Source organism: Streptomyces seoulensis, from assembly GCF_004328625.1.
In the GTDB taxonomy this organism is placed as follows: Bacteria; Actinomycetota; Actinomycetes; order Streptomycetales; family Streptomycetaceae; genus Streptomyces; species Streptomyces seoulensis.
In genome coordinates this window covers 1,449,384-1,468,515 of sequence record NZ_CP032229.1, presented here as the reverse complement: position 1 = coordinate 1,468,515, position 19,132 = coordinate 1,449,384, and the positions used below count along the sequence as shown (strand labels likewise).

The 19,132-nt window shown below is 71.1% G+C and carries 16 protein-coding genes and 1 tRNA gene; 6 read left to right on the top strand and 11 right to left on the bottom strand.

Annotated features, from left to right (window positions below; translation table 11 throughout):
- Positions 1–22 precede the first annotated feature (22 nt).
- On the top strand, positions 23–2,503 hold the full coding sequence (gene pepN / locus D0Z67_RS06900; protein ID WP_031182884.1) for an aminopeptidase N: 2,481 nt from the start codon (positions 23–25) through the stop codon (positions 2,501–2,503).
- Positions 2,504–2,527: 24 nt separating this feature from the next.
- Here pepN and D0Z67_RS06895 read toward each other — a convergent pair whose 3' ends face one another.
- Positions 2,528–3,022 (bottom strand): GNAT family N-acetyltransferase, encoded by a 495-nt coding sequence (locus tag D0Z67_RS06895; protein ID WP_051887961.1) that lies wholly within the window; start codon positions 3,020–3,022, stop codon positions 2,528–2,530.
- Between the two features lie 150 nt (positions 3,023–3,172).
- Between D0Z67_RS06895 and D0Z67_RS06890 the strand changes: the two genes are divergently transcribed.
- Together D0Z67_RS06890 and D0Z67_RS06885 are read left to right on the top strand one after the other, a co-directional pair.
- A complete protein-coding gene (locus D0Z67_RS06890) occupies positions 3,173–4,531 on the top strand; it encodes a pyridoxal phosphate-dependent decarboxylase family protein (RefSeq protein WP_031182882.1) in 1,359 nt (452 codons plus the stop codon).
- Positions 4,528–5,961 (top strand): lysine N(6)-hydroxylase/L-ornithine N(5)-oxygenase family protein, encoded by a 1,434-nt coding sequence (locus D0Z67_RS06885; protein WP_031182881.1) that lies wholly within the window; start codon positions 4,528–4,530, stop codon positions 5,959–5,961. The genes D0Z67_RS06890 and D0Z67_RS06885 overlap by 4 nt, the downstream gene beginning before the upstream one ends.
- Here the strand turns inward: D0Z67_RS06885 and D0Z67_RS06880 are convergent.
- Positions 5,958–7,769, bottom strand: a complete 1,812-nt coding sequence (locus D0Z67_RS06880) for a bifunctional metallophosphatase/5'-nucleotidase (RefSeq protein WP_031182880.1) — start codon at positions 7,767–7,769, stop codon at positions 5,958–5,960. The genes D0Z67_RS06885 and D0Z67_RS06880 overlap by 4 nt on opposite strands.
- 150 nt (positions 7,770–7,919) lie before the next feature.
- On the opposite strand from D0Z67_RS06880, the gene D0Z67_RS06875 reads away from it, so the two are divergent.
- Together D0Z67_RS06875 and pyk are read left to right on the top strand one after the other, a co-directional pair.
- A complete protein-coding gene (locus tag D0Z67_RS06875) occupies positions 7,920–8,603 on the top strand; it encodes an SIMPL domain-containing protein (protein WP_031182879.1) in 684 nt (227 codons plus the stop codon).
- A 158-nt stretch (positions 8,604–8,761) separates the two neighbouring features.
- A complete protein-coding gene (pyk, locus tag D0Z67_RS06870) occupies positions 8,762–10,198 on the top strand; it encodes a pyruvate kinase (protein WP_031182878.1) in 1,437 nt (478 codons plus the stop codon).
- Positions 10,199–10,201: 3 nt separating this feature from the next.
- Here pyk and D0Z67_RS06865 read toward each other — a convergent pair whose 3' ends face one another.
- The gene (locus tag D0Z67_RS06865; protein WP_031182877.1) at positions 10,202–10,981 is read right to left on the bottom strand and encodes a helix-turn-helix domain-containing protein; all 780 of its coding nucleotides are present in this window, start codon (positions 10,979–10,981) and stop codon (positions 10,202–10,204) included.
- Positions 10,982–11,062: 81 nt separating this feature from the next.
- Positions 11,063–11,146 (bottom strand) — tRNA-Leu (locus tag D0Z67_RS06860).
- 93 nt (positions 11,147–11,239) lie between these two features.
- Here D0Z67_RS06860 and D0Z67_RS06855 point away from each other — a divergent pair.
- The gene (locus D0Z67_RS06855) at positions 11,240–11,896 is read left to right on the top strand and encodes an ANTAR domain-containing response regulator (protein WP_031182876.1); all 657 of its coding nucleotides are present in this window, start codon (positions 11,240–11,242) and stop codon (positions 11,894–11,896) included.
- Positions 11,897–11,962: 66 nt separating this feature from the next.
- Here the strand turns inward: D0Z67_RS06855 and D0Z67_RS06850 are convergent, their stop codons facing one another.
- The 7 genes from D0Z67_RS06850 to D0Z67_RS06820 all read right to left on the bottom strand — a co-directional run bounded on the left by D0Z67_RS06850 (position 11,963) and on the right by D0Z67_RS06820 (position 19,132).
- A complete protein-coding gene (locus tag D0Z67_RS06850) occupies positions 11,963–12,679 on the bottom strand; it encodes an ABC transporter ATP-binding protein (RefSeq protein WP_031182875.1) in 717 nt (238 codons plus the stop codon).
- A complete protein-coding gene (locus tag D0Z67_RS06845; RefSeq protein ID WP_031182874.1) occupies positions 12,676–13,584 on the bottom strand; it encodes an ABC transporter ATP-binding protein in 909 nt (302 codons plus the stop codon). The genes D0Z67_RS06850 and D0Z67_RS06845 overlap by 4 nt, the downstream gene beginning before the upstream one ends.
- A gap of 5 nt (positions 13,585–13,589) precedes the next feature.
- Positions 13,590–15,422 carry a branched-chain amino acid ABC transporter permease gene (locus tag D0Z67_RS06840; RefSeq protein ID WP_031182873.1) on the bottom strand — a complete coding sequence of 611 codons (1,833 nt, stop codon included), beginning with the start codon at positions 15,420–15,422 and terminating at the stop codon, positions 13,590–13,592.
- 5 nt (positions 15,423–15,427) lie between these two features.
- Entirely contained in the window at positions 15,428–16,360 is a 933-nt protein-coding gene (locus tag D0Z67_RS06835) for a branched-chain amino acid ABC transporter permease (protein ID WP_031182872.1), read from the bottom strand.
- Between the two features lie 114 nt (positions 16,361–16,474).
- Positions 16,475–17,707: a branched-chain amino acid ABC transporter substrate-binding protein gene (locus D0Z67_RS06830; protein ID WP_031182871.1), complete on the bottom strand. Its 1,233-nt coding sequence runs from the start codon at positions 17,705–17,707 to the stop codon at positions 16,475–16,477.
- 253 nt (positions 17,708–17,960) lie between these two features.
- The gene (locus D0Z67_RS06825) at positions 17,961–18,563 is read right to left on the bottom strand and encodes a hypothetical protein (RefSeq protein ID WP_078873530.1); all 603 of its coding nucleotides are present in this window, start codon (positions 18,561–18,563) and stop codon (positions 17,961–17,963) included.
- A gap of 89 nt (positions 18,564–18,652) precedes the next feature.
- On the bottom strand, positions 18,653–19,132 hold the full coding sequence (locus tag D0Z67_RS06820; protein WP_031182870.1) for a PaaI family thioesterase: 480 nt from the start codon (positions 19,130–19,132) through the stop codon (positions 18,653–18,655).

Sequence of the window (19,132 nt, the reverse complement as noted above, 5' to 3'; positions counted from 1 at the left end):
GCGATCGGGCAGCATGGCCCCCATGTCCGTACTGACGCGCGACGAAGCGCAAGCCCGAGCAGAGTTCCTCGACGTCCACCACTACACCGTCGGTCTCGACCTCACCACCGGTGACGAGACCTTCGGCTCCCGTACCGCGGTCCGGTTCACCGCGCGCACGGACGGGGACACCTTCGTCGAGCTGAAGCCCGCCGAGCTGCGCGCCGTCACCCTCGACGGACAGCCCCTGGACACCGACACCCTGGACGGCAACCGGCTGCCGCTGAAGAACCTCACCGCGGGCGAGCACGAGCTCACCGTCGACGCGGTCATGCGCTACTCCCGCACCGGCGAGGGCATGCACCGCTTCACCGACCCCACCGACGGCGAGACCTACGTCTACACGCAGCTGTTCCTGGACGACGTCCAGCGCGTCTTCGCCGCCTTCGACCAGCCCGACCTCAAGGCCGTCTTCGACCTGACCGTCACCGCCCCCGAGGGCTGGCAGGTGCTCGCCAACGGCGTCACCGAGGACCTCGGCGGGGGCCGCTGGCGCGCCGCCACCACCCGGCTGATCTCCACCTACCTCGTCGCCGTCGCCGCCGGCCCCTGGCACTCCGTACGCACCGAGCACCGGGGGCTGCCCTTCGGCATCCACTGCCGCCGCTCGCTCGCGCCCCACCTCGACGCGGACGCCGACGAGATCCTGGACCTCACCCGCGCCCTGTACGACCGCTACCACGAGAAGTTCGAGGAGCCCTACCCCTTCGACTCCTACGACCAGGCGTTCGTCCCCGAGTTCAACGCCGGCGCCATGGAGAACCCGGGCCTCGTCACCTTCCGCGACGAGTTCGTCTTCCGCTCCGCCGTCACCGACACCGAGCGGCAGACCCGCGCCATGGTCATCGCGCACGAGATGGCGCACATGTGGTTCGGCGACCTCGTCACCCTCAAGTGGTGGGACGACATCTGGCTGAACGAGTCCTTCGCCGAGTACATGGGCTACCAGACCACCCTGGAGGCCACCCGCTTCACCCAGCCCTGGGTCGAGTTCGGCGTCACCCGCAAGTCCTGGGGCTACGACGCCGACCAGCGCCCCTCCACCCACCCCGTCGCCCCCGGGTCCGTCGACGACACCGCCGCCGCCCTGCTCAACTTCGACGGCATCTCCTACGCCAAGGGCGCCTCCGCGCTGCGCCAACTGGTCGCCTGGCTCGGCGAGAAGGACTTCCTGGCCGGCATCAACGTCCACTTCGAACGGCACCGGTTCGGCAACGCCACCCTCGCCGACTTCATCGACTCCCTCGCCTCCGCCACCGAACGCGACGTCCCCGCCTGGGCCGACGCCTGGCTGCGCACCATCGGCGTCGACAAGCTCACCCCCCGCCTCACCACCACCGACGGCAACCGCACCCTGACCGTCGAGCACGAGGGCAGCCGCCCGCACCGCGTCACCGCCGGCCTGTACGACCACGACCTCACCGAGGAGGGCCGCCTGACCCTGCGCGAGCGCGTCGGCCTCGACATCCCGCAGACCGCGCCCCAGCCGCTCGGCAAGCGGCCCGCGCTGCTCCTGCTCAACGACGGCGACCTCACCTACGCCAAGGTCCGCTTCGACCCCGAGTCCTTCGCGACCCTGCGCACCAGCCTCTCCGGCCTGCCCGACCCGCTCACCCGCGCCGTCGTCTGGAACGCCCTGCGCGACGCGGTACGGGACGGCGAACTCCCGCCCGGTGCCTACCTGGACACCGCCCGCGCGCACCTGCCGCTGGAGACCGACCTCGCCCTCGTCGAGGGTGTCCTGGCCTTCGCCGCCACCCACGTCGCCAACCGCTATCTCACCCTGGAGGAGCGGCCCGCCGCGCTCGCCACCCTGCGCTCCCTCTGCCGCGACCTGCTGCGCCGCACCGAGGACGGCGACAACCCCGGCCTGCGCCTGGTCGCCGTACGGCACTTCATCGACGTCGCCGCGCAGCCCGACGCCATAGCCGCCTGGCTCGCCGACGGCACGGTGCCCGGCGGGCCCGAACTCGACCCCGAGCTGCGCTGGCGCGTCCTCGGCCGGCTCGCCGTGCTCGGCGCCACCGACGAGGCCGCCATCGCCGCCGAGCTGGAGCGCGACCCCTCCGCCAACGGCCAGGAGGGCGCCGCCCGTTGCCGTGCCGCGCTGCCCGACCCGGAGGCCAAGCGGCGGGCCTGGGAGGCGATGTTCGCCACCGACGACCTCTCCAACTACCTGTTCAAGGCCACCGCCCAGGGCTTCTGGCAGCCCGAACAGGCCGACCTCGTCCGCGAGTACGTCCCCCGCTACTACGAGCAGGCGGTCGCGGTCTCCGCCCGGCGCGGGCCCGCCATCGCCGCAGCCGCCGGCGCCTGGGCCTTCCCGCACCACGCCGTCGACGCCGAGAACCTGGCCCTGGGCGAGGCGTGCCTGCGCGACACCGACCCGGTCCCCGCGCTGCGCCGCCGACTCGCCGACGAACTCGACGACCTGGCGCGGGCGTTGCGGGTGCGCGGAGAGTAGCTCCGTCGCGCCGGGCGGCGTGGCTCAGGCCCCCCGCCGCCACTCCGCCCGGCGCAGCACACCCTCCGGCGCCCCCAGCGCGAAGCCCAACCCCCCCAGAAAGCGCTCGCCCGCCCTCCACCCGGCCGGCACCGTCGCCGTGACCCGGGCCGCGCCCCGCGCCAGCAGCGACTCCGCCACCGCCCGCCCCAGACCCCGGCCCCGCGCCCACGGCGCCAGCAGGAACAGGCCCACCGCCACCGCGCCCGGCTCCGGCCAGTCCCGTACCGCGTCCACCAGGCCCGCGACCTCGCCGCCGCGCTCCACCAGGAGCAGCACCTTGTCGCCGGGGTCCGCGCCCTCGGGCAGCGCGTAGTACAGGCTCTGCACATCGCCCGGCGCCGACGGCAGCCCGGTCCGCGCCGTGAACCAGTCCTCGCACTCCTCGAACATCTTCAGCAGCGCCGCCTCGTCGGCCGGACCCGGCTCGCGCAGCAGCACCCGCTCACCGGGCAGGTCCACCGTCCACGTCTCGCTCATCCGGCGACCGTAGTGCCGTCCGGGCACGCCGTTCCAACGCGTTTTCCCCGTACGGCAGTACCCATTTCCCGCTCCCGCTCGTTGTGCAGCGCGGACACCCGGCTCCCGAACCTGAGGGCCGGCGTGTGTCCCCGCCCCGCAGGAGAGCCCATGAGCACCCCGCCCCTCGCCTCAGGACCCCACGGCCCGGACGCCCTGCGCCCGCTCCTGGACACCGTCCTCGGCGCCCTCACCACCGGTGCCGCCGCCCGCGGCGGCCCGCTGCCGGCAGGGGGCCCCGACGCCGTCGCCGCCCGCGTCACCGACGTCCTCGGCGACGTGCTCCCCGAACACGGCGACCCCGACGCCCTGCGCGACCTCACGCACGCCCTCGCCGCGGGCGCCGCCGACCCCGCCGACCCGCTCTGCGCCGCTCACCTGCACTGCCCGCCGCTCGCCGTCGCCACCGCCGCCGACCTGGCCGTCAGCGCGCTCAACCCCTCGCTGGACTCCTGGGACCAGGCACCCGCCGCCTCCGCCCTGGAAGCCCGCGTCACCGCCGCGCTGGCCGCCCGCATCGGCCTCGCCGACGCCGTCGTCACCACCGGCGGCACCGAGGCCAACCAGCTCGCCCTGCTGCTCGCCCGCGAGGCCCACGGCGCGAACCTCCGCCTGGTCTGCTCGGCCGCCGCCCACCACTCCCTGCCCCGCGCCGCCTGGCTGCTCGGCCTGCCCGACCCCGTCGTCCTCCCCGCCCCCAACGGCACCCTGGACCCCGCCGCGCTGGACGCCGCGCTCACCGAGCTGACCGGCCCCCTCCTCGTCGCCGCCACCGCGGGCACCACCGACGCCGGGCTGATCGACCCGCTCCCCGAGATCGCCGCCCGCTGCGCCGCCCACCGCGTCCGGCTGCACATCGACGCGGCCTACGGCGGCGCCCTCGCCCTCAGCGACCGCCACCGCGCCCTGCTCACCGGACTCGACGCCGCCGACACCGTCGCCCTCGACCTGCACAAACTCGGCTGGCAGCCCGTCGCCACCGGCTTCCTCGCCGTCGCCGACGCCGCCGGACTCGACGCCCTCCACCAGCGCGCCGACTACCTCAACGCGGGCGACGACACCGAGGCCGGCCTCCCCGACCTCCTCGGCCGCTCCACCCGCACCACCCGCAGACCCGACGTCCTCAAGGCCGCGGTCACCCTGCGCACCCTCGGCCGCACCGGCCTCGCCGACCTCATCGACCAAGTCCTCACCCTTGCGCGGGACTTCGCCGACCGCGTCGAGGCACACCCCGGCCTCGAACTGTACGACCGGCCCACCCTCGCCACCGTGCTGTTCCGGCCCGCCCACGCGAGCGACGACGCCGTGGCCGCCGTCCGCCGCACCCTGCTGCACGAGGGCCGCGCCGTCCTCGGCCGGGCCCGCGCCGACGGCCGCCTCTGGCTCAAGGCCACCCTCCTCAACCCCCACACCGGGCCCGACGACCTGGCCCACCTGCTGAAACTCGCCGAAGGACACACCCCCGCATGAGCCACCCGCCCCACCCCGCAGGCCAGGAGCCCGAGTCCCCCCGCGACCTCGTCGGCATCGGCATCGGCCCCTGCAACCTCTCCCTGGCCGCCCTCGCCGCCCCCCTCGCCGAACTCGACGCCGTCTTCTACGAACAGCGCCCCGGCTTCGACTGGCACCCCGGCCTCCTCATCGACGGCGCCACCCTCCAAGTCCCCTTCCTCGCCGACCTGGTGACCCTCGCCGACCCCACCAGCCCCTGGAGCTTCCTCAACTGGCTCCGCACCCGCGAGAGGCTCTTCCCCTTCTACTTCGCCGAGCACTTCCACATCCAGCGCGCCGAGTACGACGCCTACTGCCGCTGGGTCGCCGGCCAGCTCCCCGGACTCCGCTTCCGCCACCACGCCGACGCCGTCCGCTGGAACCCCGAACGCGACGTGTTCGAGGTCGACTTCACCCGGCTCGACGCCGACGGCCACGCCGAGGCCCTCGGCCGCACCCGCACCCGGAACATCGTCATCGGCATCGGCAGCGCACCCCACGTCCCCGAACCGCTGCGCCCCCTCGCCGCCGCCCCCGGTGTCCCCGTCCTGCACGCCGCCGACTACCTCGCCCACCGCGAGACGCTGCTCACCGCCGGACACGTCACCGTCATCGGCTCCGGCCAGTCCGGCGCCGAGGTCTTCCTCGACCTGCTCCGCCACCGCCCCGCCGGACGCGAACAGCTGCACTGGATCGGCCGTACCGCCGCCTTCGCGCCCATGGAGTACTCCAAGCTCGGCCTGGAGCACTTCACCCCCGACCACACCCGCTACTTCCACGCCCTCGCCGAACCCGTCCGCGACCGGCTCGTCGCCGCGCAGTGGCAGCTCCACAAGGGCGTCGACGCCGGCACCCTCGCCGCCATCCACGACGAGCTGTACCGGCGCACCCTCCACGGCGGCTGGCCCGACGCCGTCCTCACCCCCGGCGTCCAGGTCCGCACCGCGGGACGCCTCGGCACCGGACAGGTCGAACTCCACCTCGAACACCTCGACCAGGGCAGCCGCGTCCGCCTCGCCACCGACGCCGTCGTCCTCGCCACCGGCTACCGCATGCGCCCCCTGGACGGCCTCCTCGCCGGACTCGGCCCCCACCTGCGCCGCGACAGCGCCGGACGCCCCCTGATCGACGACGAGTTCCGGCTCGTCCTCGACCCCGCCGTCAGCGGCCGCGTCCACGTCCAGAACGCCGAACTCCACACCCACGGCGTCGGCGCCCCCGACCTCGGCCTCGCCGCCTGGCGCAGCGCCACCATCCTCAACTCCCTGACCGGCAAGGAGCAGTACCCGCTCCCCGCCCGCACCGCCTTCACCACCTTCGGCCTGCACCCGCAACGCCGAAGCCCCGGTGACGGCGCGACCGGACCGGCCCGCACCGTCACCGGGGCCTCACCCGGACCGGCGTACTAGAACACCGGCGTGCCGTTCCGCGTCAGCTTCCAGTCCACCGAAGCGAAGTCCTTCGGGTCCAGCACACCCTTCGCGGTCACCCACTCCGCGATCCGGGTCCGGATCTCCGTCGACTCCGACCACAGCTCCTTCGCCGCCGCGACATACGGGAACGCGCCGCCGCCGTTGGCCCGGTAGTTGTTCACCGCCAGCACGAACTGGGCCGCGTCGTCCAGCGGAGCCCCGCCGAAGGAGAGGTTCTTGATCCGCGACCCGGCGGGCTGCGCGATGTCGATGTCGTACGTCAGCCCCGACACGTAGTCGTAGTTGTAGTCGGGGCGGTCGGCCGCGTTCGTCAGCTTGTCCACGTCCACCGGCGCGCCCGGCGCCGTCTGCACGTAGTACTGCGCGGAGTACTCCAGGTACGCCCGCACCTGCGCGCCCGTCAGCAGCTTCGCCACCAGCGTGTTGTCGTACACGTACAGCCCCGACAGGTCCCGGATGGTGACGTCGCCCGCCGGGATCTCGCTCGTCCGGGAGAACGGCGACGCCTGGGCCAGCACCGGCAGCGAGGCGTACTCGGTGCCCACGAGCGCCGCCTTGACCACGTCCTCCTGCACCTTGGTGATCAGGTCGATGATCGGGGCGTCCTTGTATCGCGCCTCCACCGTGGTCAGCGTCTCGGTCGCCCGGCCCACCACCTGGTTGACGTACGCCACCACCTTCGCGTGCTCCTTGGAGAGCAGCTTGGTGATCGTCGGGTCGTCCGCCACGGTCCGGGAGTCCTTCAGGGACGCCTTCACCGACTCCACCTGCCAGCGGCCCCGGCTGAAGACCAGCTCGAAGTCGAACAGGGTCAGCCGCTCCGCGAAGCACAGCGGCTCCGACAGCACGACCGTCTTCCCCGACTTCTCGTTGACGACCCGCAGCTCCGGGATCTCCAGGTGCGCGTGCCCGACCAGGATCGCGTCGATCCCCGGCACCAGCCGCGCCACGTTCGCCGCCGCGTTCTCCACGTACGGCACCTGGTCACCGTAGGACGACGTGCCCGAGGTGCCCGAGTGCGCCGAGACCACCACGATGTCCGCGCCCATCGACCTGAGCTTCGGCACCCACTTCGCGGCCTGCTCCTCAAGACCCTCGAAGGCCAGCTTGCCCTGCACCAGCGCCTTGTCCCAGATGGCGATGCCGGGGTTGGTCAGACCCAGCACCGCGACCTTCACCGGCGGCGCGCCCGGCACATGGAACCGCTTCATGTAGTACGGCGCGAACGCCGGCTTCAGCGTCTTGGCGTCCACCGCGTTGGCGCCCAGCAGCGGGAAGTCGAGCTGGTGCTCGAAGCGGCGCAGCGTCTCGATGCCGTAGTTGAACTCGTGGTTGCCCAGCGCCGCCGCGTCGTACCCGATCGCGTTCATCGCCTTCGCCATCGGGTGCACCGGGCCGCCCTTGGCGGTGATCGGGTCCACCTTGGCGTAGTAGTAGGTCAGCGGGGTGCCCTGGATGGTGTCGCCCGCGTCCAGCAGCAGGGTGTTGCGGCGGCCCTTCTCCTTGCGGACCTGGTTCACCAGCGTCGAGATCCGGGCCAGGCCCTGGGCGTTGCCCGCCGCGTCGGTGTAGTCCGCGTTCTTGAAGTAGTCCCAGTTGAAGACGTGACCGTGCAGGTCGGTGGTGCCCATCACGGTCAGCGAGTACCGCTTCTCGTGGTGCCCGTGGCGCGCCGTGACGGCACCGGCAGCCTGGGCCGCCGGGGCTCCCGCCCCGCCCGCGATCGCCACGCCCGCCCCGGTGACGGCGGACTGCTTCAGGAACTTCCGGCGGTCGAACGGCATCTCTCGGTCTCCTCGGCAAGGGGTCGACAACGCGCGTAGATTGTGGCCCGACCATGACAGGTCGCAACAGACCCCCCAGGTTGCGATCCGGTGACCGATTTCCGTCAACTCCCCCCGCCCGCACGCCGGACACATGACACAGTGGGACGTATGACCCCTGAGGCGAACCCCGCGTACGGCACCGCCGACGCCCCGCTCCTCGCCGTCCGGGGCGAGGCCGAGTTCCAGACCGAGGCCGAGATCGCCCGCATCGGCGTCACCGTCACCGCACGCGGCCGCGACCGCCGCGCCACCCTCGACGACCTGGCCCGCCGCAACACCGCCGCCCTCGACGTCCTCAAGTCCTACGGCGACGCCGTGCCCGGCCTCACCACCGGCACCCTCGGCGTCACCCCCGAACTCAGCGAACGCGGGCGGGGCGAGCGGGTGCGCAGCCACCAGGGGATCGTCCGCATCGACGCCGAGATCACCGACTTCGCCGCCCTCGGCGAACTCACCGCACAGCTGGCCGAGTTGGAGCTGACCGAGCTGGACGGGCCCTCGTGGTCGCTGCGCCCCGACTCGCCGGCCCACGCCGAGGCCCGCCGGCGTGCCGTCGCCGACGCCCTCCAGCGGGCCCGCGAATACGCCGACGCGCTCGGCACCTCCCTCGCCGCGCTGACCGAACTCGCCGACACCGGTGCCGACCGGCCGCGCAACGTCTCCGCCTTCGGCCGCTCCGCCCGCCGGGCCGACGCGGCGGAATCCGCCGAGCCGTTCGATCTCCAGCCCGCACAGTTGTGGGTCTCCGCGCAGGTCACCGCGCGTTTCACACTGGTGCCGCCGCGGCTTTAGCCAAACCTTCGCCGCAAAGAGATAGCGCGCGAAGAACATCGCTCATAGGAGCGGCTCATCGCACAATTCAACACTTGTCAATAAGCCTTTCCCCAAAGGTCGTTGAGCGGCCATGGAGCCCGAATTCTCTACCCGTCGGTAAGCCATAGGCTCGACCCATGCGCCGAGCAAAGATCGTCTGCACCCTGGGGCCCGCCACCGACTCGTACGACCAGATCAAGGCACTGGTCGAGGCCGGAATGGACGTAGCCCGGTTCAACCTCAGCCACGGCACCCATGCCGAACACGAGGCGCGTTACCAGCGCGTTCGCCAGGCTGCCGACGAGACCGGCCGCAGCGTCGGAATCCTCGCCGATCTTCAAGGTCCGAAGATCCGGCTCGGTACCTTCGCCGAAGGGCCCGTACTCCTCGAACGCGACGACACCTTCACCATCACCGTCGAGGAGGGCGTCCACGGCGACCGGCACCGGTGCGGCACCACCTACGCCGGCCTCGCGGAGGACGTCCGGCCCGGTGAGCGCGTCCTCGTCGACGACGGGCGGGTCTGCCTGGAGGTCACCGGCGTCGACGGGCCCCGGGTGCGCACCCGGGTGGTGGAGGGCGGCGTGATCTCCGACCACAAGGGGATCAACCTCCCCGGGGTCGCCGTCTCCGTCCCGGCCCTCTCCAAAAAGGACCAGGACGACCTGCGCTGGGCGCTGCGCACCGGCTTCGACGTCGTCGCCCTCTCCTTCGTGCGCAGCGGGCGCGACGCCGCCGAGGTGCACCGGATCATGGCGGAGGAGGGACGCCGGCTGCCCGTCATCGCCAAGCTGGAGAAGCCGCAGGCCGTGGAGAACATCGAGGACGTCGTCGCCGCCTTCGACGGGCTCATGGTCGCCCGGGGCGACCTCGGCGTGGAGATGCCGCTGGAGCAGGTGCCGATCGTGCAGAAGCGCGCGGTCAAGCTCGCCAAACGCAACGCCAAGCCGGTCATCGTCGCCACCCAGATGCTGGAGTCGATGATCGACAGCGCCCGGCCGACCCGCGCCGAAGCCTCCGACGTGGCCAACGCGGTCCTCGACGGGGCGGACGCGGTGATGCTGTCCGCCGAGACCAGCGTGGGGCACTACGCCGTCGAGACCGTGTGCACCATGGCGAAGATCGTCGCCGCCGCGGAGGAGGAGATGCTGGCGAAGGGGCTGCCGCCGCTGACCGAGCGGAACAAGCCGCGCACCCAGGGGGGTGCCGTCGCGCGGGCCGCCGCCGAGATGGGGGACTTCCTCGGGGCCCGCTTCCTCGTCGCCTTCACCCAGTCCGGCGACACCGCCCGCCGCCTCTCCCGCTACCGCTCACCCATCCCCGTCCTCGCCTTCACCCCCGACCCCGCCACCCGCTCCCAGCTCAGCCTCACCTGGGGCGTGGAGACCTTCCTCGGCCCCCACGTCGACTCCACCGACGCGATGGTCGACCAGGTCGACGAGCTGCTCCTTCGCCACGCCCGCTGCAAAAAGGGCGACACCGTCGTCATCACCGCCGGCTCCCCACCCGGCGAACCCGGCACCACCAACCTGGTCCGCGTCCACCACATCGCCGAGGACGACAGCCCGAAGTAGGGGTCAGTACTTCGCACCGACGTGGAGGTCCATGAGGGCTACGGAGGCTTTGCGGGCGACGGAGATGTTGTACGGCTTCCCGTCGCGGTTCAGCACCGTCCAGGTGATGCCCAGGGCGTCCAGCGCACCGGTGAAGAGGGCCCTGACGTCGTCGGACTTGTTGGTGAAGAGGTAGCGCGGATACTCGTACCGTCTGCGCTCCCCGCCCACGCTGCGGGTCGTCCAGTTGGTGATCCGGCAGCCGTCGGAGTGGATCAGGCCCCGGACGAACTCCCACGGGCGGGCGTCGACGATCTCCCGCTGCCAGAGCTCCAGCGCGATCCGGCGCTCGTGCTTGGGGCCGGGCCCGTGCTGGGGGAAGAGACACGTCCAGTGCCGGGTGTACGACTTCACCTCCACGCAGCCGTTCCGGCTGCGCCGCCCGGTGGCGGTGGACGGCAGTACGGCCCGCATGGCGTCCTCGGCGGCTGCGACCAGGCCGGTGTACCGGGCGTCGCAGTACACCGAGAGATGGTGCTGACCGGGCTTGGAGACGATGTGCCCGTCGCCGAGGTAGAGGCCCAGCAGGTACGAGTACGCGGTCCGGTCCACGGCGTGCTCCGTGCACCGGGGGCAGTCGGTCGGCCGCCGGTACTCCTCGCCGCGCGCCCTGCGGTCTTCGCTGCGCCACCAGCCGACGGTTCCACGCGGCACCCCGAGCTGCTCGGCGACCTCACGGTTAGGAACACCGGCTCTGAGGAGGGTGAGTGCCTCCGTACGTTTCGAAGGTGCGTGCGACGCCATGGAACTACCCTGCGTCACTCGACAGGGCCTCCGAACAGCAAAAAGCGGAAGACCACGAGAACGTGATCCTCCGCTTGTCTGTGCCGGGTATGGGATTCGAACCCACACGTCCTTTCGGACAGAGGTGTTTGAGACCTCCGCGTCAACCAGTTGCGCCAACCCGGCTCGACAACCTTGCAGGAGTGTACCGGGTCCGCGTTGAGAAGCGCAGCTAGGTAGGCTCTTGTCAGCAGTGCCCCTGCCTGAACGGAGAGCCCCGTGACCCCCGAGTCGCCCCAGCCCGCAGACGTGTCCGATGATGACAAGTCGCATGTGCCCCCGCTGACGACCCGGGTCGTCATCGCCGAGGACGAGGCGCTGATCCGGCTCGACCTCAAGGAGATGCTGGAGGAGGAAGGCTACACGGTGGTCGGTGAGGCCGGGGACGGCGAGCAGGCCGTGGAACTGGCCCGCGAGCACAAGCCGGACCTGGTCATCCTGGACGTGAAGATGCCGAAGATGGACGGCATCTCGGCGGCGGAGAAGATCGCCGAGGAGTCCATCGCCCCGGTCCTGATGCTCACCGCCTTCTCGCAGCGCGACCTCGTGGAACGCGCCCGCGACGCCGGCGCGATGGCGTACCTCGTGAAGCCGTTCAGCAAGACCGACGTGGTCCCGGCCATCGAGGTGGCCGTCTCCCGCTTCACCGAGCTGAAGCAGCTGGAGCAGGAGGTCGCCGACCTCAGCCAGCGCCTGGAGACCCGCAAGCTGGTCGACCGCGCGAAGTCGATCCTGCAGACCGAGTACGGCCTGAGCGAGCCCGCCGCGTTCCGCTGGATCCAGAAGACCTCGATGGACCGCCGCCTGTCGATGCAGCAGGTCGCGGAGGCGGTCATCTCCGACGACCAGGAGAAGAAGTCCGCCAAGAAGAACTAGCGGCAGCACGACGAGAAGGCCCGCGCCCCCTGAGCTCGGAGGGGCGCGGGCCTTCTCGTACCCCGCTCAGTCCTCGCCGAGGTACGCCTTGCGCACCGACTCGTCGTGCAGCAGGTCGCGCCCGGTGCCGGAGAGCACGATGCTGCCGACCTCCATGACATGCCCCTGGTCCGCGAGCGACAGCGCCGCCTGGGCGTTCTGCTCGACCAGCAGGATCGTCGTACCGCTGGACTTCAGCTCGGCGATCGTCGCCATGATCTTCTGCATCATGATCGGCGAGAGGCCCATGGACGGCTCGTCCAGCATGAGGAGCTGCGGCCGGGACATCAGCGCCCGCCCCATGGCGAGCATCTGCTGCTCACCGCCGGAGAGGGTGCCCGCGGCCTGCTTCCGGCGCTCCCCGAGGATGGGGAAGAGGTCGTAGGCGCGCTGGATGTCCTGCTCGATGCCCGGCTTGTCGTTGCGCAGGAAGGCCCCGAGGCGCAGGTTGTCCTCGATGGTCATGCGCGGGAAGATGTGCCGGCCCTCGGGGGAGTGGGCGAGCCCGAGGGAGACCACCTGGTGGGCGGGGACCTTCTTCAGCGACCTGCCGCTGAAGCGGATCTGCCCGCCGACCGGCTTGAGCAGCCCGGACAGGGTGCGCAGCGTGGTGGTCTTGCCCGCCCCGTTGGTGCCGATGAGGGTGACGACCTGGCCGGCCTCGACCTTGAACGAGATGCCCTTGACGGCCTCGATCTTGCCGTAGGCGACCCGCAGGTCCTCGACTTCGAGCAGTGCGGTCATCGCTCGTTCTCCTTGCCGGGCGCGGTGTCCTTCGTGGTCCCGGCCTGTGCCTCGGCCGCCTCGACCTCGGCGGCCTCCTCGTCGCCGGGGGCGTCCTCGAAGGGTTCACCGAGGTAGGCGGCGACGACGCGTTCGTCGCCCTGGACGGTGGCGCTGTCGCCCTCGATGAGCTTCTGGCCCTGGACGAGGACGGCGACGCGGTCGCAGAGGTTGAAGATGAAGCGCATGTCGTGCTCGATGACGAGGACGGCGATGCCCTGGTCGCGGATGGCGAAGACCAGTTCCTCGGTGGCGCGGGTCTCCTGCGGGTTCATGCCCGCGGTGGGCTCGTCCAGCAGCAGCAGTCCGGGCTCGCTGGCCAGCGCGCGGGCGATCTCCAGCTTGCGCTGCTCGCCGTAGGGGAGGTTGCGGGCGAGGTGCTCGGCCTTGGCGTCCAGGCCGACGAAGGCGAGGAGTTCCATGGCGCGGGTGCGGGAGGCGGCTTCGGCCTTGTGGAAGCCGGGGCCGCGCAGCAGGGCGGACCAGAGTCCTTCCTTGGTCCGGGTGTGCCGGCCGACGAGCACGTTCTCCAGGACGGTCATGTTGGCGAACAGCCGGATGTTCTGGAAGGTACGGGCGATGCCGGCCGCGGTGACCTTGAAGGACTTGGGCGGCAGGACGGTGCCCTTGTAGCGGACCTCGCCCTCGGTGGGGACGTAGAGACCGGTGAGGCAGTTGAAGAAGGTGGTCTTGCCGGCGCCGTTGGGGCCGATGAGACCGACGATCTCGCCGCTGTTGACGGTCAGGTCGACGTCGCGGACGGCGGTGAGGCCGCCGAACCGCATGGTGACGCCGCGGGCGTCGAGGACCGTCTCGCCGGGGGTGGTGCCGGGTGCGGTGTCCTTGGTGGTGGTGTCGGTGGTCATGGTGGTCAGGCCCCTGCCTTGCTGAGGACGGCGGGCGCGGCGGTGTCCTCGTGGAACTCGAGTTGGCGGCGCCGGTTGGGGATGAGGCCCTCGGGGCGGAAGCGCATCAGCAGGACGAGCGCGACGCCGAAGGCGAAGAGCTGGTAGTCGCCCAGGAACTGGAGCTTGGCCGGGATCAGGTACAGCAGCGAGGCGCCGACGAGGGGCCCGGAGATGGTGCCCATGCCGCCGAGGACGACCGCGGCCAGCAGGAAGGCGGAGTTGGGCGGGACGACGTGGGCGAACTGGTACTGCTCCGGCGTCACGGTGTAGGTGACGTGGGCCTGGACGGAGCCGGCGAGTCCGGCGAGGCAGGCGCCGAGGGCGAAGGCGATGAGCTTGACCCTGAAGCCGTTGATGCCCATGGCGAGCGCGGCGGTCTCGTCCTCGCGGATGGCGATCCAGGCGCGGCCGATGCGGGAGTCGCTGCTGCGCCGGAAGACGATGACCACGACGAGGGTGATGAGCAGCATCAGCAGGAAGTAGTTGGCGAACCGCCCGATGGTGGCGCCGAACAGCTGGTGTTCCTGGCCGAAGTCGAACCCGAGGATGTCGAGGTTCGGGATCGAGGAGATGCCGTTGGAGCCGTTGGTGACGTCGGGTCCGGAGGTGCCGTCCATGTTGAGGACGGTGATGCGGAAGATCTCGCCGAAGCCGAGGGTGACGATGGCGAGGTAGTCGCCGCGCAGTCGCAGGGTCGGGGCGCCGATGAGGACGCCGAAGATCATGGCGACGAAGGCGCCGAGCAGGGCGGAGGCCCAGAAGGGCCAGTGCACGTGCAGCGGCGAGGAGGGCGAGCCGGAGACGAGGGCGGCGGTGTAGGCGCCGACGCCGAGGAACGCGACGTAGCCGAGGTCGAGCAGGCCGGCGAGGCCGACGACGATGTTCAGGCCGAGGGCGACGGTGGCGAAGATGAGGATGTAGACGCCGATGGTGGCGTACTGGTCGTCGGACTGGGTGAAGGGGAAGGCCGCGGCGGCGACGAAGGCGCCGGTCATGGTGACGGTGCGGTGCCGGGTGGTGATCGCCGAGATCCGGGCCACGAGTCCGGCCTTGGCGACCGCGGCGAAGCCGAAGCCCGCGGTGATGAGGAAGCCGATGAACAGTTCGTCGTACTCGGTGCCGATGCCGTAGGTGAAGACGAGCAGGCCGAGGGCCATGACGCCGGTGATGACGAGGATCTCCGCCCAGGCGGGCAGGGTGCGGCCGGGGGCGGGGGCCTCGGCGGCGAAGGCGGCCTTGAAGTCGGCGCGCTTCTGCCGGGCGCGGTGCCGGAAGGCTTCCCAGCCGGTGTCGTCGGGGTCGACCGGGTCGGGCTCGGGCCGCTGGAAGGGCAGCGCGAGGGCGCCGAGCAGGGCGACGAGGGTGGCGAGCGCGACGAGGTAGCCGCCGGGTTCGAGGTTGACGACGCCGCCGAGCTTGGTGCTGATGGCGATGACGGTGTACCAGGCGGTGGCGAAGGTGCCGAACGCGGCGAGCTTGAGGGCGCTGTCGGCGTTGCCGGGGGTGAGGAGCTTCAGGCCCTTGACGCCGTAGGAGGCGAGGCCGAACAGGGTGGTGAGGAGGCCGCCGATGAGGACGAGGACCTGGAGGCCGCCGGGGTAGCCGTAGACGGTGAGGTCGCCGGGGAACTCGGAGGTCCAGGTCCAGGCCAGGAAGGTGGAGACGACGGCGAGGGCGCCGCCGCCGGTGGCCAGGGCCCGGCCGACGGTGGCCGGCAGACCGATGAGGCCGGTGGCGGCGGGGGCGGTGGTCTCCGGGGTCTCCGGGGCGCCGGGTGCGGTGGTCTGTGTGGTCATCGGTGTCACGCCCTGTCCGCGACGCGCTCGCCGAGCAGGCCCTGTGGCCTCAGCAGGAGCACGAGGATGAGGAGTACGAACGCCCAGACGTCTGCCCAGGACTGGCTGCCGAACTTGTCCATGCCGGGGATGTCCGCGATGTAGGCGGTGGACAGGGCTTCGGCGACGCCGAGGACGAGACCGCCGAGCATGGCGCCGTAGATGTTGCCGATGCCGCCGAGGACGGCGGCGGTGAACGCCTTGAGGCCGAGGATGAAGCCCATGCGGAAGTCGATCTGGCCGTACTTGAAGCCGTAGGCGACGGAGCCGACCGCGGCGAAGGCGGCGCCCAGGGCGAACGCGATCACGATGATGCGGTCGGTGTTGACGCCCATCAGCTTGGCGGTGTCCGGGTCCTGGGCGGTGGCCTGCATGCCGCGCCCGGTGCGGGTGCGCATCACGAAGTAGGCGAGGACGGCCATGCTGAGCGGGGCGGCGGCGACCAGGAAGACGTCACCGGTCTGGATGGTGACGTTGCCGATCTCGAAGGGTCCGCCGGGGATGCTCGGGAAGGTGCGCGCCGACTTGGCCTCGGGGTACCAGGCCCACACGGCCTGCTGGAGGGCGAGGGAGAGGCCGATGGCGGTGATCAGCGGGGCGAGCCGGGGCGCGCTGCGCAGCGGCCGGTAGGCGAATCGTTCCGCTCCGACGGCGACGGTCACGGCGACCACGATGGCGCCCACCAGCATCAGCGGCAGGGCGATCCACATGGAGGTGCCGTCGGGAAGGATGTACACGTAGACAGTGAGGGCGCCGAAGGCGCCGGTCATGAATATCTCGCCGTGGGCGAAGTTGATGAGCTGGACGATGCCATAGACCATGGTGTAGCCGATGGCGACCAGCCCGTACATGGAACCAAGTAGCAGGCCGTTGACGAGCTGCTGCGGCAGTTCGTTCACCGCATGTCCTCCGAGCGTGGGATAAGCGACGGATGTGGCCGGAAGTGGCCGGATGCGAGTCCGCGCGGGGCGCCTCTTGAGCGCCCCGCGCGGCTCGGCTGGTGCGGCTTCGGGTCAGGAACCGTTGTAGGTGCCGGACTCCACGGCCTTCCAGGCCCCGTCCTTGACGGAGTAGACCGTGAGCTGCTTGTTGGTGGCGTCGCCGTACTCGTCGAAGGAGACCTTGCCGGTCACGCCGTCGAAGGAGACGTTCTGCAGGGCGGCGGTGACCTTCGCGCGGGCGTCGGAGGGCAGCTTGCCGTCGTTGTCGTCGACGACCTTCTTGACGGCCTCGATGATCGACCAGGCGGAGTCGTAGGAGTAGCCGCCGTAGGCCGCGTACGCCTCCTTGTAGCCCTCGGCCTTGTAGTCCGCGACGAACTGCTTGGCGGAGGGGAGGGTCTCCACCGGGGCGCCGACGGAGGTGGCGAGGTCGCCGGTGGCGGAGGCGCCGCCGAGCTTGATGAAGTCGTCGGCGTAGATGCCGTCGCCGCCGACCAGCGGGACCTTGGCGCCGGCCGCCTTGATCTGCTTGCTGAGCGGGCCGGCCTGCGGGTACTCGCCGCCGTAGTAGACCACCTGGGCACCGGAGTTCTTCACCTTGGTGGCGACCGCGGAGAAGTCCTTGGTGTCGGGGTTGATGTGCTCGGTGCCGACGACCTTGCCGCCCAGCTTCTTGAACTCGGCGGAGAAGGTGGCGGCGAGACCGGCGCCGTAGGTCTTCTTGTCGTCGATGACGAAGACCTTGGTCTTCTTGGCCTTGTTGTAGACGTACTGGGCGGCGAACGGGCCCTGGATGGCGTCCGTGGTCGCGGTGCGGAAGTACGACTTGTACGTGCGGGTCTTGGTCTTCTGCCAGTTGACGCCCTGGGTCAGCGCCGGGTTGGTGTTGGCGGGGGAGACCTGGGCCAGCTTGGCGTCGTCGAGGACCTTCTGCATCGACTCGGCGACGGAGGAGTTCAGCGGGCCGACGACACCGAGGACGCTCTTGTCGGTGACGAACGCCGTGGAGTTCTGCTGGCCGGACGAGGGCTGCGCCTGGTCGTCCTTGGCGTCGATCTTGAAGGTGACGCCCTTGACGTACTCCTTCTTGTTCGCGGTCTTGACCGCGAGGTCCACCGAGTTCTTGATGCCGAGGCCCAGCGCGGACAGGTCGCCGGTCAGCGGGGCGTCGATGCCGATGGTGACGGTGGTGCCGCCCTTGGCGTCGGAGCCGTTGTCGCCGCTGTCGCGCGAGCCGCAGGCGGTGAGGGTGAGCGCTCCCGCGGACAGCGCGGCGGTGATGGCGATGAGCGAACGTTGACGCACGATCAGTCCTTTCCCTGGACGACCGCATCCCCATGGAAACGGTCGAGCCGCGCGCCTGGCCGAAAAGCGAATCCGGGGCGCGGTGACTGGCCGTGACTCTAAGCGTGTGATGGGAACGTGGAGGAGAGCTTGACCAAGGCTGTGACGCTCTTGTTATGACACGAGGTAATGCAGAGCGGTACGCCCTGGGGGGAACGCCGGAATTCCGGCCGATTCGCCCTGTCCACATGCTGAGAACGCGCAGCACGCGCCCTCAACTGTTCAGGCGTCTCGGGGGTTTTGGTGATGACGGCGCACTTTCCTCGCAGGCTTCCCCGAGTGCGTGGGAGAGGTATCGGGTGTAGCGCGGACCGAGGATGAAACTCTGGGTTTGTATTGCGCGCGCATTACGCAGTGTTACTTCCAGGAAAGGTAGTGCGGCGTTTTTGGGCACCCTCCCGCATTCCGTGACACGCATGGTCACGGTGATCACGCGGGTGGAACCGGGCGGGGTCCGGAAGGGGGCGCGGGGCGCGGATTCGGCCGACATCCCGGCGTACGGCTGGCTCACCCTGGTCACGGTGACCGGGGGTCCGGACTCCACGGCGAGCCGCACGTCGAAGGCGAGGCGCCGGGGTGCGGTGGGCCGGCCGGCCAGGAAGGTCACGGTCACCGTCTGTGCGGGAAAGGGGAGTTCGGGAGGGGGCGCGGGGCGCGGCCGGGTGACCCAGAGGGTGGTGCCGGCGGCCAGTGCGGCGCAGGCGATGGCCGGAATCAGTAGGGTGCGGCGGCGCCCTGAGCGGGGTGCCGGGCGTGCCTCGGCGGGCTCGCGCGCCCAGGTGTCCTCGCCGGGTTCCAGCGGACCGATGCCGGTCATCGCCGGACACCGGGCCGTACGAGAAGTGCCCCGCCCCGTCCCATGCGCCGAAAGCTACGGCGCGGGACGGGGCGGGGCAATGGGATGCGTCAGTCCTTCGCCGGGGCCTCGCCCGCCGGGAGGTCGCGCAGGAGGCAGGTCAGACGGGCCGTGCAGACGCGGCGGTCCTGCTCGTCGGTGATGACGATCTCGTACGTCGCCGTGGAGCGGCCCCGGTGGACCGGGGTGGCGACGCCGGTGACCAGGCCGGAGCGCACGCCCCGGTGGTGGGTGCAGTTCAGGTCGACGCCGACGGCGACCTTGGAGTTGCCGCCGTGCAGCATCGAGCCGACCGAGCCGAGGGTCTCGGCCAGCACCGCCGAGGCACCGCCGTGCAGCAGGCCGTACGGCTGGGTGTTGCCCTCCACCGGCATGGTGCCGACCACCCGGTCCGGCGCCGCCTCGATGATCTGCACGCCCATCCGCGTCCCCAGGTGACCGGCGGAGAACATCGCGGGCAGGTCCACCCCGAGCGCCGCGTACTCGTCGATGATCTCCTGCGGGAATCTCACCTGCTGCTGCTCACCCAT

Bases quoted from the DNA above. Each gene is read 5' to 3' on its own strand.
- pepN (WP_031182884.1), top strand. From the start codon at position 23: ATGTCCGTACTGACGCGCGACGAAGCGCAAGCCCGAGCAGAGTTCCTC.
- D0Z67_RS06895 (WP_051887961.1), bottom strand. From the start codon at position 3,022: ATGAGCGAGACGTGGACGGTGGACCTGCCCGGTGAGCGGGTGCTGCTG.
- D0Z67_RS06890 (WP_031182882.1), top strand. From the start codon at position 3,173: ATGAGCACCCCGCCCCTCGCCTCAGGACCCCACGGCCCGGACGCCCTG.
- D0Z67_RS06885 (WP_031182881.1), top strand. From the start codon at position 4,528: ATGAGCCACCCGCCCCACCCCGCAGGCCAGGAGCCCGAGTCCCCCCGC.
- D0Z67_RS06880 (WP_031182880.1), bottom strand. From the start codon at position 7,769: ATGCCGTTCGACCGCCGGAAGTTCCTGAAGCAGTCCGCCGTCACCGGG.
- D0Z67_RS06875 (WP_031182879.1), top strand. From the start codon at position 7,920: ATGACCCCTGAGGCGAACCCCGCGTACGGCACCGCCGACGCCCCGCTC.
- pyk (WP_031182878.1), top strand. From the start codon at position 8,762: ATGCGCCGAGCAAAGATCGTCTGCACCCTGGGGCCCGCCACCGACTCG.
- D0Z67_RS06865 (WP_031182877.1), bottom strand. From the start codon at position 10,981: ATGGCGTCGCACGCACCTTCGAAACGTACGGAGGCACTCACCCTCCTC.
- D0Z67_RS06850 (WP_031182875.1), bottom strand. From the start codon at position 12,679: ATGACCGCACTGCTCGAAGTCGAGGACCTGCGGGTCGCCTACGGCAAG.
- D0Z67_RS06845 (WP_031182874.1), bottom strand. From the start codon at position 13,584: ATGACCACCGACACCACCACCAAGGACACCGCACCCGGCACCACCCCC.
- D0Z67_RS06840 (WP_031182873.1), bottom strand. From the start codon at position 15,422: ATGACCACACAGACCACCGCACCCGGCGCCCCGGAGACCCCGGAGACC.
- D0Z67_RS06825 (WP_078873530.1), bottom strand. From the start codon at position 18,563: ATGACCGGCATCGGTCCGCTGGAACCCGGCGAGGACACCTGGGCGCGC.
- D0Z67_RS06820 (WP_031182870.1), bottom strand. From the start codon at position 19,132: ATGGGTGAGCAGCAGCAGGTGAGATTCCCGCAGGAGATCATCGACGAG.